Source organism: Serinibacter arcticus (genome assembly GCF_004786095.1).
In the GTDB taxonomy this organism is placed as follows: Bacteria; Actinomycetota; Actinomycetes; order Actinomycetales; family Beutenbergiaceae; genus Litorihabitans; species Litorihabitans arcticus.
This window is the reverse complement of record NZ_RHPJ01000003.1, coordinates 686,177-702,904: the sequence shown is the minus strand read 5'-3', so window position 1 is coordinate 702,904 and position 16,728 is coordinate 686,177. Positions and strand designations below refer to the sequence as shown.

Annotated in this window: 14 protein-coding genes; 9 read left to right on the top strand and 5 right to left on the bottom strand. The window is 73.2% G+C overall.

The window, feature by feature from the left end:
- The first annotated feature begins 97 nt into the window (after positions 1–97).
- Positions 98–1,465 (top strand): class II 3-deoxy-7-phosphoheptulonate synthase, encoded by a 1,368-nt coding sequence (locus tag SERN_RS12245; RefSeq protein WP_135850369.1) that lies wholly within the window; start codon positions 98–100, stop codon positions 1,463–1,465.
- A gap of 24 nt (positions 1,466–1,489) precedes the next feature.
- On the opposite strand, the gene pknB is transcribed toward SERN_RS12245, so the two are convergent.
- The gene (gene pknB, locus SERN_RS12240; RefSeq protein WP_135850368.1) at positions 1,490–3,529 is read right to left on the bottom strand and encodes a Stk1 family PASTA domain-containing Ser/Thr kinase; all 2,040 of its coding nucleotides are present in this window, start codon (positions 3,527–3,529) and stop codon (positions 1,490–1,492) included.
- Between the two features lie 105 nt (positions 3,530–3,634).
- On the opposite strand from pknB, the gene SERN_RS12235 reads away from it, so the two are divergent.
- Entirely contained in the window at positions 3,635–4,012 is a 378-nt protein-coding gene (locus tag SERN_RS12235) for an Rv2175c family DNA-binding protein (RefSeq protein WP_135850367.1), read from the top strand.
- 51 nt (positions 4,013–4,063) lie between these two features.
- Here the strand turns inward: SERN_RS12235 and SERN_RS12230 are convergent, their stop codons facing one another.
- Positions 4,064–5,176: a polyprenyl synthetase family protein gene (locus SERN_RS12230; RefSeq protein ID WP_135850366.1), complete on the bottom strand. Its 1,113-nt coding sequence runs from the start codon at positions 5,174–5,176 to the stop codon at positions 4,064–4,066.
- Between the two features lie 141 nt (positions 5,177–5,317).
- Here SERN_RS12230 and SERN_RS12225 point away from each other — a divergent pair, with 141 nt between their 5' ends.
- The 4 genes from SERN_RS12225 (at position 5,318) to SERN_RS12210 (ending at position 9,011) form a co-directional block, all read left to right on the top strand.
- Positions 5,318–6,454 (top strand): DUF4192 domain-containing protein, encoded by a 1,137-nt coding sequence (locus SERN_RS12225; RefSeq protein ID WP_158292650.1) that lies wholly within the window; start codon positions 5,318–5,320, stop codon positions 6,452–6,454.
- Between the two features lie 92 nt (positions 6,455–6,546).
- Complete coding sequence (locus SERN_RS12220) at positions 6,547–6,927, top strand: universal stress protein (RefSeq protein ID WP_135850364.1); 381 nt, start codon at positions 6,547–6,549, stop codon at positions 6,925–6,927.
- Between the two features lie 81 nt (positions 6,928–7,008).
- On the top strand, positions 7,009–7,395 hold the full coding sequence (gene gcvH / locus SERN_RS12215) for a glycine cleavage system protein GcvH (protein ID WP_135850363.1): 387 nt from the start codon (positions 7,009–7,011) through the stop codon (positions 7,393–7,395).
- Positions 7,396–7,598: 203 nt separating this feature from the next.
- Entirely contained in the window at positions 7,599–9,011 is a 1,413-nt protein-coding gene (locus tag SERN_RS12210; RefSeq protein ID WP_233251657.1) for an RNA polymerase sigma factor, read from the top strand.
- Positions 9,012–9,130: 119 nt separating this feature from the next.
- Here SERN_RS12210 and SERN_RS12205 read toward each other — a convergent pair whose 3' ends face one another.
- A complete protein-coding gene (locus SERN_RS12205; RefSeq protein WP_135850362.1) occupies positions 9,131–9,952 on the bottom strand; it encodes a LysR family transcriptional regulator substrate-binding protein in 822 nt (273 codons plus the stop codon).
- A gap of 78 nt (positions 9,953–10,030) precedes the next feature.
- Here SERN_RS12205 and SERN_RS12200 point away from each other — a divergent pair, with 78 nt between their 5' ends.
- Positions 10,031–10,420: a DUF5997 family protein gene (locus SERN_RS12200; protein WP_135850561.1), complete on the top strand. Its 390-nt coding sequence runs from the start codon at positions 10,031–10,033 to the stop codon at positions 10,418–10,420.
- A 138-nt stretch (positions 10,421–10,558) separates the two neighbouring features.
- Here SERN_RS12200 and SERN_RS12195 read toward each other — a convergent pair whose 3' ends face one another.
- Positions 10,559–10,771 (bottom strand): DUF7455 domain-containing protein, encoded by a 213-nt coding sequence (locus tag SERN_RS12195; RefSeq protein WP_135850361.1) that lies wholly within the window; start codon positions 10,769–10,771, stop codon positions 10,559–10,561.
- 138 nt (positions 10,772–10,909) lie between these two features.
- On the opposite strand from SERN_RS12195, the gene SERN_RS12190 reads away from it, so the two are divergent.
- Together SERN_RS12190 and SERN_RS12185 are read left to right on the top strand one after the other, a co-directional pair.
- Complete coding sequence (locus SERN_RS12190) at positions 10,910–13,036, top strand: DNA gyrase/topoisomerase IV subunit B (RefSeq protein ID WP_135850360.1); 2,127 nt, start codon at positions 10,910–10,912, stop codon at positions 13,034–13,036.
- Between the two features lie 74 nt (positions 13,037–13,110).
- Complete coding sequence (locus tag SERN_RS12185) at positions 13,111–14,160, top strand: GNAT family N-acetyltransferase (protein WP_135850359.1); 1,050 nt, start codon at positions 13,111–13,113, stop codon at positions 14,158–14,160.
- Between the two features lie 33 nt (positions 14,161–14,193).
- Here the strand turns inward: SERN_RS12185 and SERN_RS12180 are convergent, their stop codons facing one another.
- On the bottom strand, positions 14,194–16,668 hold the full coding sequence (locus tag SERN_RS12180) for a DNA gyrase/topoisomerase IV subunit A (RefSeq protein WP_135850358.1): 2,475 nt from the start codon (positions 16,666–16,668) through the stop codon (positions 14,194–14,196).
- Between the last annotated feature and the right edge of the window lie 60 nt (positions 16,669–16,728).

The following is a 16,728-nucleotide window of genomic DNA, read 5'->3' as shown; positions in this document are numbered from 1 at the left end:
CGTGACCCCCGCCGTCGGCGTCTCGCCTCCCGCGTCTCAGCCGCTGGTGCCCGGACACCGCACCCCGGTCGGACGCCTAGACTCGACCGTCGTGAGTGTGAGTGCAGAATCCGCCGTTCCTCCCGAGCTCGACACGGATCTCGATTCGTGGCGGGCCCTGGCCGCCGAGCAGCAGCCGACCTGGCCGGACCGCGACGCGCTCGAGGCCGTGAAGTCCCAGCTCGCCGTCAGCCCGCCCCTGGTCTTCGCCGGCGAGGCGGACAACATGCGCGAGAAGCTCGCGCGCGCGCAGCGTGGCGAGGCCTTCTTGCTGCAGGGTGGTGACTGCGCCGAGTCGTTCGCCGAGGCGGACGCCGACCGCATCCGCAACAAGATCAAGACGATCCTGCAGATGTCGATCGTGCTGACCTACGGCGCGAGCATGCCGATCGTGAAGATGGGCCGCATCGCGGGGCAGTACGCCAAGCCGCGCAGCAGCGACTCCGAGACGCGCGAGGGGGTGACGCTGCCCGCCTACCGCGGTGACATCGTCAACGGTCACGCGTTCACGCCGGAGTCCCGCATCCCCGATCCGCAGCGCCTCATGAAGGCGTACACGACGTCGGCGTCCACGCTGAACCTGACGCGCGCCTTCACGATGGGTGGCTTCGCGGACCTGCGGCGCGTGCACGAGTGGAACCGCGGCTTCACGGTCACGCCCGCCTACCGCACCTACGAGGGTCTCGCCGCCGAGATCGACCGTGCGATCAAGTTCATGGCGGCCGCGGGCGCCGACTTCGACGCGCTGAAGACCGTGGAGTTCTACTCCGGTCACGAGGGTCTGCTGCTGGACTACGAGCGACCCCTGACGCGCATCGACTCGCGCACCGGACTGCCGTACGACTGCTCGGCGCACTTCCTGTGGATCGGCGAGCGCACCCGCAAGATCGACGGCGCGCACGTGGAGTTCTTCTCGCGCGTGCAGAACCCGATCGGGGTCAAGCTCGGTCCGACGACGACCGGTGAGGACGCCATCGCGCTGATGGACAAGCTCAACCCCGAGGGTGTCCCCGGGCGCCTGACGTTCATCACGCGGATGGGCGCGGGGAAGATCCGCGACGCGCTGCCCTCGATCGTCGAGAAGGTCACCGCCGACGGCCGTCCCGTGCTGTGGGTCTGCGACCCCATGCACGGCAACACGATCACGGCGTCCAACGGCTACAAGACGCGCCGGTTCTCCGACGTGATCGACGAGGTCCGCGGATTCTTCGAGGTCCACGCCGCGCTCGGCACGATTCCCGGCGGTGTGCACGTCGAGCTCACGGGCGACGACGTCACCGAGGTCCTCGGCGGGTCGGAGGACATCGACGACATCGGTCTCGAGGCCCGCTACGAGACGCTCGTCGACCCGCGGCTCAACCACGCGCAGTCGCTCGAGATGGCGTTCCTCGTGGCCGAGATGCTGCGGGAGCGCGCGAACGCCTGACGCTCCCCTGAGGGGCGGTCGTCGTCAGACGATCGTGAGCGTGATCACCGTTCCGCGGGGGCGCATCTCGCCCGCGGCGACGTCCTGCTGACGCACGGTCCCGAAGAGGCCGCCGAGGAAGTTGTTCTCCTCCACCACGAAGCCCTGGGCCTCGAGGATCTCGGTCGCCTCGCCGATCTGCGTGCCCTGGACGTTCGGCACCTCGAACAGCTCGGGTCCGAGCGAGACCTCGATCGCGGCCGGCGCCCCCTGGCGCGCGTCGCTGCCCGGCGCCGGTGTCACGGACAGCACGAGCCCCTCCGCGACGTCGTCGGAGTACGCCTCGGACAGGGTGATCGCGTTCGGATCGATGTCGAGGGTGCGGGCGAGGTCGGCCTGCACGATCTCGAACTCCTTGCCGACGTAGTTGTCGGGGATCCGCACGACGCTCGGCCCCGATGAGACCGTCAGGGCCACCGGCTCGTTGTGCGGGACGACCGCACCGACCTCGGGGACGCTCGCGAGCACCTGGCCCTCGGGCGCGTCGCGGTCCTCCTGCGTGGTGACCTCCTCGGCCGGCGACAGACCAGCCCTGGCCAGCGCTGCCTCCGCCTCCTCCTGCGAGAGCCCGACGAGAGTCGGTACCGCGTGGGTCTCGATGCCCTGCGAGATCACGAGCGCGACGCTCTCGCCGCGGTCCAGCACGGTGCCCTCGCGCGGGTCGACCTCGAGGACGGTCCCGGCTGGGGCGACGTCGTCGAACCGCTCGGTCGACGTGACCTCGAGGTCGAGGTCGGTCAGCGCCGTCTCGGCGACGGCAGACCGCTCGCCGGTCAGCGCGGGGACCGTCACGGGGCTGCCGGGACCGAGCAGGAGGTACCAGGCTCCGGCGGCTCCGATCGCGAGGAGCACGAGCAGGATGCCGAGGAACCAGGCCAGGCCGCGCCGCCGCCGTGGGGGCGTGGTGGGCTTGGCGCCCGCGGACGGCTCGGCGTCGTCGATGCGTCCCGTGGCTGCCCCCGGCCGGCCGACGGCGCCGATCGGGAGCGCGATCGTCCCCGTGCCGGGTCCGCGATCGAGCGCGGTGGTGGCGTCGTGGTCGCCCGCGCCGGAGACGCGGCGTCCGTCCTCGTCGCGATCGCCGGCGTCGAGGTCGGCCAGCTCGTGCTCGAGAGCCTCGACCGGGACGAGCAGCTCGGGTCGACCGGGGACGTTGGCGCGCAGCGCCTGCGCCCGCGAGTCGAGGCCCGCCAGCGTGCGGCGGACCAGGACGAGGGCCGCCGCGGCGTCCTTCGGGCGGTCGGCCGTGTCGCGCGCCGTCAGCGCCGCGACCAGGTCGTCGACCTCCATGGGCAGCCACGCGACGGCGTCCGACGGCGCGGGCACGTCCTCGTGCACGTGCCGGTAGGCGACCTGGATCGGCGTCGTGCCCGTGAAGGGCGGACGTCCGGTGAGCATCTCGTAGAGCACCACGCCGACCGCGTAGACGTCGGCCGACGCGTTCGCCTCGCCCGAGCTGACGATCTCGGGGGAGAGGTAGGCGACGGTGCCCAGGAGCGTCCCGGTGCTCGCGACCGTGGCTTCGCTGACCGCGCGGGCGAGGCCGAAGTCGGCCACCTTGATGCGCCCGTCGACGGCCAGCAGGACGTTCTCGGGCTTGACGTCGCGGTGGACGAGCCCGGCGCGGTGCGCCGCGGCGAGCGCATCGAGCACGGACGAGGTGATCTCCAGCGCGCGGCCGAGCCGCAGCGAGCCGTGCCCGGCGATCTCGGTGCGCAGCGTGTGACCCGCGACGAACTCCATCGTCAGGTAGTTGGTCTCGCCGTCGACGCCCTGGTCCAGGACGGCCACGATCCCGGGATGGGCGAGCCTCGCCGCGGCGCGCGCCTCGCGCCGGAACCGGGCCACGACGTCGGCGCCGTCGGCCAGGTGCGGGTGCATCACCTTGAGGGCGACGTGCCGGTCGAGGCGTCGGTCGCTGGCGAGGTACACGGTCGCCATCCCGCCGCGCGCGATGCGCCGGAGGACGTCGTAGCGCCCGTCGACCGTGCGGCCGACGAGCGGGTCGGAGGTCACGGCGCTCATCTCCCGAAGGTTACCGGGGTGGTGGCTCGTCGCAGGGGAGCGGCGCGCGCGTGGGGGGCGCGGATCGGCGTCGGATCCGCGCGCCGGGACCGTTAGGCTCGCGGGGTGGATCAGGAGTGGGAGGGGCTCGTCCCCGCATGGGTGTTTCTGCCGGACGTCGCCAGCAGGCTCGGCATCGCCGACCGCCAGGTGCGGTCGCTGGTGCGTGACGGCAGGCTGCTCGCCTTCCGCGTCGGCGCCAACAAGGCCCTCGCGGTGCCGGAGGACTTCATCGTCGCCGACCCCGACCACCCGGGGCAGGAGCACGTGCTCCCGGCACTGCGCGGCAGCCTGACGCAGCTCGCGGACTCGGGCTACGACGACGTGGAGACCCTCCGGTGGCTGTACACCCACGAGGAGTCCCTCGGGTCGACCCCGATCGAGGCGCTTCGTGGCGGGCGCGTCGCCACCGTGCGTCGCGCGGCGCAGGGGCTCGCCTTCTAGCCTCGGGGACTCCGGCCCGACCTCGGCACTCGCCGATGCGCCGGGACCGCCTCAGGCGGTGCGGCGCACCGCCGACTCCAGCAGCGCCCGCAGCACGGTGGTGTCCCCGGTGCCCAGCGGCGGGGATGCGAGGACCGCGTCGGTCGCCGTGACGAGGGTGTCGATCCGCGACTCGACCTCCGCCAGCGCCCCGGTGGACTCCAGGACGGCCCGGATGCCGTCGATCTCCTCCGGCGACAGGTCGGGGCGCCCCAGCCCGTCGCGCAGCCGCGCGCGCTCGGACTCGTCGGCGGCGCGGTAGGCGAGCGCGACGAGGATCGTGCGCTTGCCCTCGCGCAGGTCGTCGCCCGCCGGCTTGCCCGTGACCGCGGGGTCGCCGAACACGCCGAGCAGGTCGTCGCGCAGCTGGAACGCCGTGCCGACGTCGCGACCTATCCTGCCCAACCACGCCAGCTGCTCCTCGCTCGCGCCACCGAGCACGCCGCCGAGGTGGAGCGGCAGCTCGACGGAGTAGCGCGCCGACTTCGCGTGGATGACTCGTTCCGCCCGCTCGAGGTCCGTGCCGTCGTCGGTCCACGGGGCGTGCGAGGCGAGCAGGTCGAGGTACTGCCCGACGGCGACCTCGCTCGCCATCGCCGAGTAGGTGCGCAGCGCCGGGACCGCGACGTCGCGGTCCAGGGGCAGCACGGCGGCGTGCAGCGTCGTGGCACTCATCGTGAGCAGGAGGTCGCCCACCAGGAGCGCACCCGACGAACCGAACCGCTCCCTCGCGGTGCGGTCGCCCGCGCCGGGATAGGCGGTGGCCTCGAGGTGGCGGTGGGTCGACGGCACACCGCGCCGCGTGTCCGAGGCGTCCATGAGGTCGTCGTGCACCAGCGCCGCGGCCTGGAAGAGCTCCAGCGCCGCGGCGGCGCCCACCTCGGCGGAGCCACGGACGATGCGGTCGGAGCCGCAGACCTCGGCCGCCGCGAGGCACAGCAACGCACGCAGCCGCTTGCCCCCGGTGGCGGCCCGCTCGGCGGTGTCCACGACCGTTCGGCCCTCGACCCCGCTGGCGGCCACCTCGTGCCGCGTCGGTCCGAACGTCGCGACCACCGCGTCGTCCACGAGCCGCCGCCAGGTCGTGAGGTGCTCGGTCGTGCCGGGGGACTGTGCGGTCGTCATGGTCCGAGCCTAGGTGAGGGCTGTCCCCAGTGCCCTGGAGCGACGTGGTTTCCCGTTCGGCCGTGGATGCCCGCCCGGTGGGTGCCCTGCGGCGGTGCGATGGGGGTGCGCCGGGCCCGCCGGCACGACCCAGGAGGACCGATGTCAGCCCAGCCCGTTCCGCAGCAGCCGCCCCTGATCCGCGTGTCCGAGGCGCGCGAGGTGCTCTCCTACGTCCCGCACGCGATGGGCTTCCGACCGGAGTCGTCGCTGGTCGCGATCTCGCTGCGGCCGCCGCGCGGGCGCATCGGCCTGGTCGCCAGGGTGGACCTGGGTGACGTCACGGGCGTCGCGGGCGACGCCGTCGCACACGGCCTGGTGCGCCACCTCCTGGCTGACGGCGCGTCCGGTGTCTTCCTCGTCGCCTACGTCGGCGGTCCGCTCGCGCTGGCGAGGCGGTCGACGGTCGTGCGGGCGGCGGTCGCCGCCGTCGAGCGGGCGGCGACGGTGCCCGTGCGGGACGCCTGGGTGGTGGCCGACGACGGGTTCGCCGCGCTGCGGTGCGACGACGCGCGGTGCTGCCCCGAGGCCGGCCACCCCCTGTCCGAGCTCGAGACCACCCAGATCAACGCCGCGATGATCGTGGCGGGGTCGGCGCCCGTCGCGCGACGCCGCGACCTGCGTGCCGGTGCGGAGGCCGATCCGGCCCCGTTGGCCGCCTTCGAGGCCGGGGCGCGCGCGGAACGTGCCCGGCGGGCTCGTGCCCGGCGGGAGGGTCGCGAGGAGCGGTGGCGGCGGGCCGCGGCGGACGACGCCGTCGGGATCCTGTGCGACACGCAGCGGCGGGCAGCGGGGGCCTTCTCCTCGGGTGGGGCGGGCGTCGCGGACCCGGCGGCGCTCGGCCGGCTCGCCGAGGGCCTGCGTGACGTCCTGGTGCGGGATGCCGCGATCGCAGGCGTCCTCACCTCGCGCACCGTGCACGACGAGGTCGGGCTCGCCGGTGCGCTCGACGCGATGTTCCTGTCGGGGGCGCCGGCGCCCGACCGGGACCGGGTCGGATCCGCACGTGCCGTGCTGGTGGACGCGGTCCGGCTGGCGCGCGGGCGGACCCGGTCCCGCCTGCTGGGTGTGCTCGCGTGGGTGAGCTGGTGGTGCGGCGACGGGGCCACGGCCCAGGTGATGGCGCAGGAAGCGCTCGACCTGCACGACCAGGACCGCCTCGCCCTGCTCGTGGAGCAGGCGCTGGACGCGGGGTTGGCACCGTCGTGGGTCGCGGCCGCGCGCTCGGGCGGAGCCTGAGCGACGAGATCGCTGCCCCGCGACGACCGATGCACTAACCTCCAAGAGGAACCGGTCCTGAGCGGGTCGGACATCAGCCGAGGAGGCAGCGCGTGACGATCGTCGTGGGGTACCTGGCGACCGCGGAGGGCGAGGCCGCCCTGACCGCGGCGATGACCGAGGCCACCCGCCGCTCCTCCCGGCTCCTGGTGCTGGTGTCCCAGCGCCGGGGCGAGGACACCGCGGTGCTGGAGGCGAACCTCGACAGCGTGCGCACCCGCCTCGACGACGCGGGTCTCGGGTACGAGGTCCGGCAGGTCGAGCGGGGCCGCGACGTCGCGGACGACCTGATCGACGCCGCCGAGGCCAGCGATGCCGAGCTGATCGTCATCGGTCTGCGCCGCCGGTCCCCGGTCGGGAAGCTCATCCTCGGCTCCAACGCGCAGCGCATCCTGCTCGACGCCCCCACCCCCGTGCTGGCCGTCAAGTCCTGACCACCGCGCCGGGACGGATCCGTCCCGGGCGTCACGTCCCCCAGGTCGACCCGAACCACCCGAACCAGGAGATCTCGCCCCGTGAGCACCCTTCCCGCCGACCTGTCCTACACCAGCGAGCACGAGTGGGTGCAGATCGAGGGAGACCTCGCGACCGTCGGCATCACGACGTACGCCGCCGACCAGCTCGGCGAGGTCGTCTACGTGGCGCTGCCCGCCGTCGGGGACGAGCTGACCGCCGGTGCCGTGTGCGGCGAGGTCGAGTCGCACAAGTCGGTCTCGGAGCTGTTCGCCCCGCTCGGCGGCGTCGTGTCGGAGGTCAACGCGTCGCTCGAGGGCGAGCCCGAGCTCGCGGGGAGCGACCCGTTCGGATCCGGCTGGCTCTTCCGGGTCCAGGTCCATGAGCCCGACCTCGGCCACCTGCTCAGCGCCGAGGACTACCAGGCGCAGGTCGACGCGCTGAGCTGAGCCGTTCCGACCGGGGTCGAGCCGCACGACGCGCACCCGAAGGTGTGTCGCGGGTGGGTGTCGTGGGCCGGTCGGCGCACGTTCGAAGAAAGTCCTCCGGGTGGGGAACAACTCCCCGGGTCGCTGCGTTGTGACTAGTGGTTGACGAGAGCCTGCCGACGGCGTGCCCTGAGCGCGCTGCCTGCTCTCCTCGGCCGAGTACCATGTACCAGCGCTGGACGGACTTCCTCGTCCCCGCGCTGCCCTCTGCCGAAAGGTTCTACGTGTCGGTCAGCACCCCCACAGCGACGACGAAGCAGGACGAGTCCACCGAGGCGAAGCCCGCCCGTCGCACCTCGGCCACCTCGCGCGCCAAGGCGAAGCCGGCGGCCGACGCCCCCGTCGACGGCGCGGACGAGACGGCCGCTCCCGCGAAGCCTGCGCGGAAGGCGCCGGTGCGCAAGGCGCCCGCGAAGGCGGCCGCCCCGGCGAAGCGCGCGCCCGCCCGGACCACCAAGGCCGCGGCCGCCAAGGCTGCCTCCGCCGAGGACGAGTCCGAGGAGGTGGAGGTCGAGGACGTCGAGACCGACACCGCCGACGGTGCGGACGGCGAGAAGACGGAGAAGGCCAAGGAGTCCGAAGAGAAGGACGAGGAGTCCACGCGCGGCTTCGTCTACTCCGACGCCGACGACGACGACGCGCCCGCCCAGCAGGTCGTGACGGCCGGCGCCACCGCCGACCCCGTCAAGGACTACCTCAAGCAGATCGGCAAGGTCGCGCTGCTGAACGCCGAGCAGGAGGTCGACCTCGCCAAGCGCATCGAGGCCGGTCTGTTCGCCGACGAGAAGCTCGGCGAGGGTGGCCAGATGGAGTTCAGCGCGCGCCGCGAGCTCGAGTGGATCGCCGCCGACGGCCGTCGCGCCAAGAACCACCTGCTCGAGGCCAACCTGCGTCTCGTCGTCTCGCTCGCCAAGCGCTACACCGGCCGCGGGATGCTGTTCCTGGACCTGATCCAGGAGGGCAACCTCGGTCTGATCCGCGCGGTGGAGAAGTTCGACTACACCAAGGGCTACAAGTTCTCGACGTACGCCACGTGGTGGATCCGCCAGGCGATCACGCGCGCGATGGCCGACCAGGCCCGCACCATCCGCATCCCGGTGCACATGGTCGAGGTCATCAACAAGCTCGCCCGCGTCCAGCGCCAGATGCTGCAGGACCTGGGCCGTGAGCCCACGCCCGAGGAGCTCGCCAAGGAGCTCGACATGACGCCCGAGAAGGTCGTCGAGGTCCAGAAGTACGGTCGCGAACCCATCTCGCTGCACACTCCGCTCGGCGAGGACGGCGACAGCGAGTTCGGCGACCTCATCGAGGACTCCGAGGCCGTCGTCCCGGCGGACGCCGTCAGCTTCACGCTCCTGCAGGAGCAGCTGCACGCGGTCCTGGACACGCTGTCGGAGCGCGAGTCCGGCGTCGTCTCGATGCGTTTCGGCCTCACCGACGGCCAGCCGAAGACCCTGGACGAGATCGGCAAGGTCTACGGCGTGACGCGCGAGCGGATCCGTCAGATCGAGTCCAAGACGATGTCGAAGCTGCGTCACCCCTCGCGCTCGCAGGTCCTGCGCGACTACCTCGACTGAGGTCGGACCGTCCCGCGCAGCGGGTCGAGCACGGACGAGAGACCCCGGCACCGACGATTCGGTGCCGGGGTCTCGTCGTGCCTGGTCTCGTCGTGCGCAGGGAGCGGGGGAGGAGCGGGTCAGCGGCCACCGCGACGTCGGGCGCCGCCGCTCCGGCCGCCCCCGGAGCCCTTGCCCCCCGCTGCCCTGCCGCTGGCGCGTCCGCGCGCCGCGCCCTTGGCACCGGCGCCGCGCGCCGCTGCTGCTCGGGCGGCGCGGGCGGCCGCCTTGGCCTTCTCCGTCGGTCGCAGCGGGACTGCGGGCTCCTCGTCGGTGCGGCCGCGGGAGGAGTTGGCTGTGCGGCCCCGCACGACGCCGATGAGGTCGTCGACGGCGGGGGTCGGCGCGCCGTCGACCGGTCGCCACGCGAGGCCGACCTGCGACGTCGGACCGTCGAGCAGCGGGACCACCGCGACGTCCTTGCGCGTGTGGGCCCGGGCGATCGATGCCGGGAGCACGAGCACCCCCGCCTCGGCGGCGACGAGCTCGACGGCGTCACCCGAGGTCGCCGGGCGTGGTCCCGTGAACGGTGCGCCGGGGGACTCCGCCCATCCCAGGACGTCGTCGCCGGCCGTGATGATGGTCTCCTCCGCGAGGTCCGCGGGCGACACCTCCGCCAGCAGGCTCAGCTCGTTCTCCCGGGCGACGACGACGACCGACTGCTCGATCCACAGCGGGATGACCGCGAGCGCGCCCGACCCCCCGCCGTCGACCGGCCCGCCGAGCGGGAGCCGCACGAATGCGGCGTCTCCGTCGCCCGCGACCAACCGCGCCTCGATCTCCGCCGCCGCGACCACCTCGACCTCGATCGGCTGGGCGTAACGGTCCTTCCACGTGCTGACCCATCGCCCCGGGCTGACGCCCGGCACGATGAGGAGCCGCAGGGAGTCGGGGCTGTTCACCGGCCCAGCCTAGTCGGGGCGTGCTCGCGGACCCGGTCCGTCGCCTATCGTGGCGGGGTGACTCGTCAGGTGCAGACCATGAAGCCCACCACCGCCGCCCGCAAGCTGGAGGTGTACCTCCCGGCGACGCCGGAGTCCTTCCGGGAGGGTGTCGTCACGCGCGACGAGCTGGCCGCGCTGCAGGCGGACCCGCCCGCGTGGCTGCAGGAGCTGCGGGCCAACGGTCCGCACCCCCGCCCCGTGGTCGCCGCCCGGCTGCGCGTGTCGATCTCCGGTCTCGCGCGAGGTGGCATCACCGAGGCGCTGACGACGGCGGAGATCGCCGAGCTGCAGGAGGACGCCCCGCAGTGGCTCCGCGAGGAGCGCGCCGGGTTCGCCGAGGTCAAGCGCGAGGAGGCCCGTCTCGCCCAGGCGAAGGCGGAGCAGGCCGCGGCCGAGGCCGGCCACGAGGCCGGCCAGCAGGACTGATCGGGCGGGACCGATCGGGCGGGACCGGTCGGGCGGGACCGATCGGATCCGGTCCACCCCGACCCGGACGTGCGAGAGCCCGGCCGCGCGGTGCGCGGCCGGGCTCTCGGCGTCAGTGCGTCTCGGGCTGTCCCGCGATCAGCGCGCGTCCGGCGAGCTGGTCGCGTGGAGGCGGTCGGACTCGTCGAGGATCTCGAGTGCGATCTCGGTCATCGCGGGGGTGAGCGCCCGGCCGTGGTGGGCGCAGAAGTAGAGCTGGCCGGACTCGAGCGTCACGCGGACGTAGGCCTGCGCGCCGCACCGGTCGCACCGGTCGGAGGCGGTCAGCTGGTCGGCTGTCGTGGTAGTCACGCATCCATACAACCACCGCCGGGCCGTTCCGCGGCCCACGGTTCGCTCACCGCGTAGCCGTGTCGGCCGCGGTGCGACGTGGCTCACGCCCGGCCCCGCCTCACGGCGCGTGTCGGAGCCCCGACCTACGATGACGGGGTGACCACGACCGCCGAGTCCTCCTACACCGCGCGCCACCTCTCCGTGCTCGAGGGGCTCGAGGCGGTCCGCAAGCGACCCGGCATGTACATCGGCTCGACCGACTCGCGCGGCCTCATGCACTGCGTCTGGGAGATCATCGACAACGCGGTCGACGAGGCCCTGGGCGGCCACGGCGACCGCATCGACGTCGTCCTCCACCCCGACTCCTCGGTCGAGGTCAGGGACACCGCACGCGGCATCCCGGTGGACACCGTGGAGAGGCTCGGGCTGTCCGGCGTCGAGGTCGTCTTCACCAAGCTCCACGCGGGTGGCAAGTTCGGTGGGTCGTCCTACGGCTCCTCGGGCGGTCTGCACGGCGTCGGCGCCTCCGTCGTGAACGCGCTGTCCTCCCGGCTCGACGTCGAGGTCGACCGCGGCGGGAAGACGCACCGCATGACCTTCCGCCGGGGCGAACCCGGCACCTTCGCCGACGGCGCGGGCGGCCCGAGCCCCGACTCCGCGTTCACCCCGTTCGTCGAGACCTCCGAGCTGACCGTCGTCGGCAAGGTGCCGCGCGGTCGCACGGGCACCCGCATCCGGTACTGGGCCGACCGCCAGATCTTCCCGACGTCGGCGGCGTTCTCCTACGACGAGCTCGTCACCCGCGCGCGCCAGACGTCCTTCCTGGTGCCCGGACTCACCCTGGTCATCCGCGACGAGCGGGGACTGCCGGGCACCCCCGGCGCCGACGGCCCGGTGGAGGAGACGTTCCGCCACGACGGCGGCACGGCCGACTTCGTGGAGTTCCTCGGGCAGGACACCGCGGTCACCGACACCTGGCTCCTGCGCGGGTCCGGCGACTTCCTCGAGACCGTCCAGCAGCTCGACGACCAGGGGCACCTGTCGCCGGTCGAGGTCACGCGCACGTGCGAGGTCGACATCGCCCTGCGCTGGGGGATCGGCTACGAGACCGAGCTGCGCTCGTTCGTCAACATCATCGCCACCCCGAAGGGCGGCACACACCTGACCGGTTTCGAGCAGTCGCTGCTCAAGGTCGTGCGCAAGCAGATCGAGCTGAACGCGCGTCGGCTCAAGCTGACCGGCAAGGGCAGCAAGGAGCGGATCGAGAAGGACGACGTCGTCGCGGGACTGACCGCCGTCGTGACGGTGCGCCTGCCCGAACCGCAGTTCGAGGGCCAGACCAAGGAGGTGCTCGGCACCGCACCGGTGCGCGCCGTCGTCGCCAAGGTCGTGGAGACCGAGCTCGGAAGGGTGCTCACGAGCAGCGCCCGGAACGAGAAGGCGCAGGCCGGTCTGCTGCTGGAGAAGGTGGTCGGCGAGATGCGGGCGCGGGTCTCGGCCCGCACGCAGAAGGAGATCTCGCGTCGCAAGAACGCGCTGGAGACGTCCTCGCTGCCGGAGAAGCTCGCGGACTGCCGGTCGGACGACGTCGAGCGCTCCGAGCTGTTCATCGTCGAGGGGGACAGCGCGCTCGGCACCGCCAAGGCGGCGCGCGACTCCAACTTCCAGGCGCTGCTGCCGATCCGGGGCAAGATCCTGAACGTCCAGAAGGCCTCGCTCTCGGACATGCTGGCCAATGCCGAGTGCGCCGCCATCATCCAGGTGATCGGTGCCGGATCCGGCCGCTCGTTCGACCTCGAGGCCGCCCGCTACGGCCGCATCGTCCTGATGACCGACGCCGACGTCGACGGCGCGCACATCCGCACGCTGCTGCTCACGCTGTTCTTCCGGTACATGCGGCCGCTGGTCGACGCGGGCCGCGTGTACGCGGCCGTTCCGCCGCTGCACCGCATCGAGACGTACGGATCGGGCGGCAAGCCCGGCGACCTGATCTACACCTACACCGAGGCCGAGCTGCACAAGCACCTCACGCGGCTCAACCGCGCCGGCAAGCGGTACAAGGAGCCGATCCAGCGCTACAAGGGCCTGGGGGAGATGGACGCCGACCAGCTGGCCGAGACGACCATGGACCCGCGGCACCGGACGCTGCGACGCGTCACGATGCGCGACGCCGCCCGGGCCGAGGAGGTCTTCGACCTGCTCATGGGCAACGAGGTCGCCCCCCGGAAGGACTTCATCGTCGCCGGCGCAGCGGGGCTCGACCGCGACCGGATCGACGCCTGAGCGTGACGTGATGTTCGCCTCTCCCGGTGGGGTGCGCCGAGACCCGTCAGGCAGCCTCGCGTAGGCTCGCGACCATGACGACGCCCGACCCCGCTGCGCGGACGCTGCTGGACCGGGTGTCCCCGCCGATCGTCGCCGCGCCGCCGCCGGACCGCCCCGGACTCGTGTGGCGCCCGCTGCAGCGCGAGGACGTCCCCGCGCTCGGTGCGCTGGTCGCGGCGTGCGAGTCCGTCGACGACCCGCCCTACCGCACGACCCCCGCGGAGCTGGACGAGGCGCTGTTCGACGGCGAGGACCGCGACCCCGGCTCCAACACGCTCGCCGCCGTCGCCGACGACGGCTCGCTCGTCGCGTACGGCCGCGTCCGGGTGCTCCCCGGTGACGAACGCGTCGTGCGCGCGTTCCTGGGCGGGGGAGTGCACCCCGAGCACCGCCGCGACCACCTCGGCACCCAGATCCTGCAGTGGCAGACCGACCGCGCCCGTCAGATGCTCGCCGAGACGGGCAAGGAGGTGCCGGTCCGGATCGCCACGTACGTCGACGACGGCATGACCGACCACGCCCACCTGCTCTCGCGTGCCGGGTTCTCGCCGCTGCGGTACTACACGGACATGCGGCGCGACCTGGCCGAGCCCGTGCCGGCGCCCACGTCGCTGGACGGGTCGCTCGTGGTCGAACCGTGGACGCCGGAGCTCGACGAGCAGATCCGGCTCGCGCACAACGAGGCGTTCGCCGACCACTGGGGCTCGGAGCCGCAGACGACGGAGACGTGGCGCGAGGGGGACGCGCACTTCGCCCCGGAGTGGAGCTTCATCGTGATGGACCGGTCCACCGACCGCGTCCGGATCGCCGGCTACCTCATCTCCGGCCGCTACGAGCAGGACTGGGACGCGCTGGGCTACACCGTGGGGTACACCGACCTGCTCGGGGTGCGCCGCGACTGGCGCGGACGGCGGGTCGCGACGGCGCTGCTCGGCGCCGCCATGCGCGCCTACGCCGCGTCGGGCATGCAGTACGCCGGACTCGGCGTCGACACCGACAACCCGACCGCCGCGTTCGGCCTCTACGAGCGCCTCGGCTACCGCGCGACGCGCGGATCGGCCCTGTACACGATCGAGCTCTGAGCGCGCCGCGGCGCACCGCCGCCCGGCGACGCGTCAGCCGATGCCGGCCACCGGCATCGCCAGGGCGCGGCCCGAGCCGTCGCGACGGTCGTCGAGGTCCGGCAGGTCCACCGGCGCGCCGGAGGAGGCCACCGCGCGCGGCGCGTGCGACCCGACCCAGGCGAGCGTGAGCGCGTCCTCGCCGCGGACGAACCGCTGCGCCCGCACGCCGGCGGTCGCGCGGCCCTTCGGGGGGTAGACCGCGAACGGCGTCACCTTGGCGCTGCCGGTCTCGGTCCCCGGCAGCGCGTCGCGCGATCCGGCGATCGTCACGACCACGGCGTCCTCGACCCGGCCGGGCGCGATCACCGCGAGGTGGATCACGACGTCGCCGCCGTCGACCTTGATGCCCGCCATGCCGCCGGCCGAGCGGCCCTGCGGCCGGACCGTGGCAGCCGGGAAGCGCAGCAGCTGGGCGGCGGAGGTGACGAGGACGAGCTCGTCGTCGTCGGCCGCGGGCGCCGCCCCGACGACCTCGTCGCCCGGGCGCAGCGCGATGCACTCCCACGCCTCGCCCCGCACGGGCCGGTCGCCGGGCGCGACGCGCTTGACCGTGCCGCTCGCGGTCGCGACCGCCAGCACGGGGGAGGTCTCCTCGAGCGCGGTCAGCGCGACCACGCGCTCACCCGCCTCGAGCACGAGCAGCTCGGTCACGGGCACCCCGCCCGCGAGGCTCGGCGCGGAGTCGGTCGCCGGCAGCGTGGGCACGTCGAGCACCGACAGCTCCACGATCCGCCCGCGTGAGGTGACGGCACCGATCGTGGCGCGGGCCGACGTCGCGACGGCGGACCGCAGCGCGTCGTGCGCCGCGCGCGACCCCGAGCGCACCAGGACCGCCTCGCCCGTGGTGCGCGCGAGCAGCCCGGTCACGGAGAGCATGGCGTGGCAGGGCGTGTCCGCGATCTCGAGGGGGATGGCGGAGGCAGCCCGCCGCGCGGCGGGCTGCGCCGAGACGGCGCCGCCGCCGGAGGCGAGGAGCACGGTGCGCCGCGGCGTGCCGTGCTTGGCCGCCACCTCCGCGAGCTCGTCCGAGACCACGCCGCGCAGCACCGCGTTGTCGCCGTCGACGGGCAGGATCCGCTCCAGCTCGGCGATCTGCTCCAGCAGCGCGGCGCGCTCGCCGTTCAGCTCGAGCGTGGAGAACTTCGTCAGGCGCCGCAGCTGCAGCTCGAGGATGTAGTCGGACTGCAGCTGCGTGAGGTCGAACACCGACATCAGCCGCTCGCGGGCCGTCGCGGCGTCGTCGCTCGACCGGATGACCGCGATGACCTCGTCGATGTCCGCGATGGCGAGCAGCAGCCCCTCCACCAGGTGGAGCCGCGCACGGCGCTTCTCCAGGCGGTGCCGGGTCCGGCGCTCCACGACCGTGAACCGGTGCTGGACGTAGACCTGGAGCAGCTCGCGCAGGCCGAGCGTGCGCGGCTGCCCGTCCACGAGCGCGACGTTGTTGATGCCGAAGGAGTCCTCCAGCGGCGTGTAGCGGAACAGCTGCTCGAGCACCGCCTCGGGGTTGAACCCCGTCTTGACCTCGATGACCAGGCGGGTGCCGTGGGCGCGGTCGGTCAGGTCGACGACGTCGGCGACCCCGAGCACCTTCTTCGCCTTGACCACGTCCGCGATCTTGAGCTTGGCCTTCTCCGGACCCACGAGGTAGGGCAGCTCGGTGACGACGATGCCCTTCTTGCGCGCGGTGATGTTCTCGATCCGCGTCGTGGCACGCGTGCGGAACAGGCCGCGGCCGGTGGCGTAGGCCTCGCGGACGCCGTCGAGGCCGATGATCTTGCCGCCGCCCGGCAGGTCGGGCCCCGGCACGAAGCGCATCAGGGTGTCGAGGTCGGCCTCGGGGTGCTCGATGAGGTGGCGCGCCGCCGCGACGACCTCCACCAGGTTGTGCGGGGCCATGTTCGTGGCCATGCCCACGGCGATCCCGGAGGCGCCGTTGACCAGCAGGTTCGGCATCGCCGCCGGCAGCACCTCCGGCTGGAGGAACTGGTTGTCGTAGTTCGGCACCATGTCGACGACGTCCTCGTCGATCCCGGCCGTCATCACCAGCGCGGCCGGTGCCAGGCGGGCCTCGGTGTACCGCGACGCGGCGGGGCCGTCGTCGAGCGAGCCGAAGTTGCCGTGCCCGTCCACGAGCGGCACGCGCAGCGAGAACGGCTGCGCCATGCGGACCATCGCGTCGTAGATGGGCGAGTCGCCGTGCGGGTGCAGCTTTCCCATCACCTCGCCGACCACGCGGGCCGACTTCACGTGACCGCGGTCGGGGCGCAGCCCCATCTGGTCCATCTGGAACAGGATGCGGCGCTGCACCGGCTTGAGCCCGTCACGGGCGTCGGGGAGCGCGCGGGCGTAGATGACCGAGTAGGCGTACTCCAGGAAGGAGTCCTGCATCTCCGTCGTGACGTCGATCTCGACGACGGCGCCGACACCTCCGCCGCTCTCGGGGTTCGCGGAAGGACGTGCCATGGCTCCATCATCCCGCACCAGCACCCCAGGTCCCGGGTGCCTCGCCGGACGGGCGGCTAG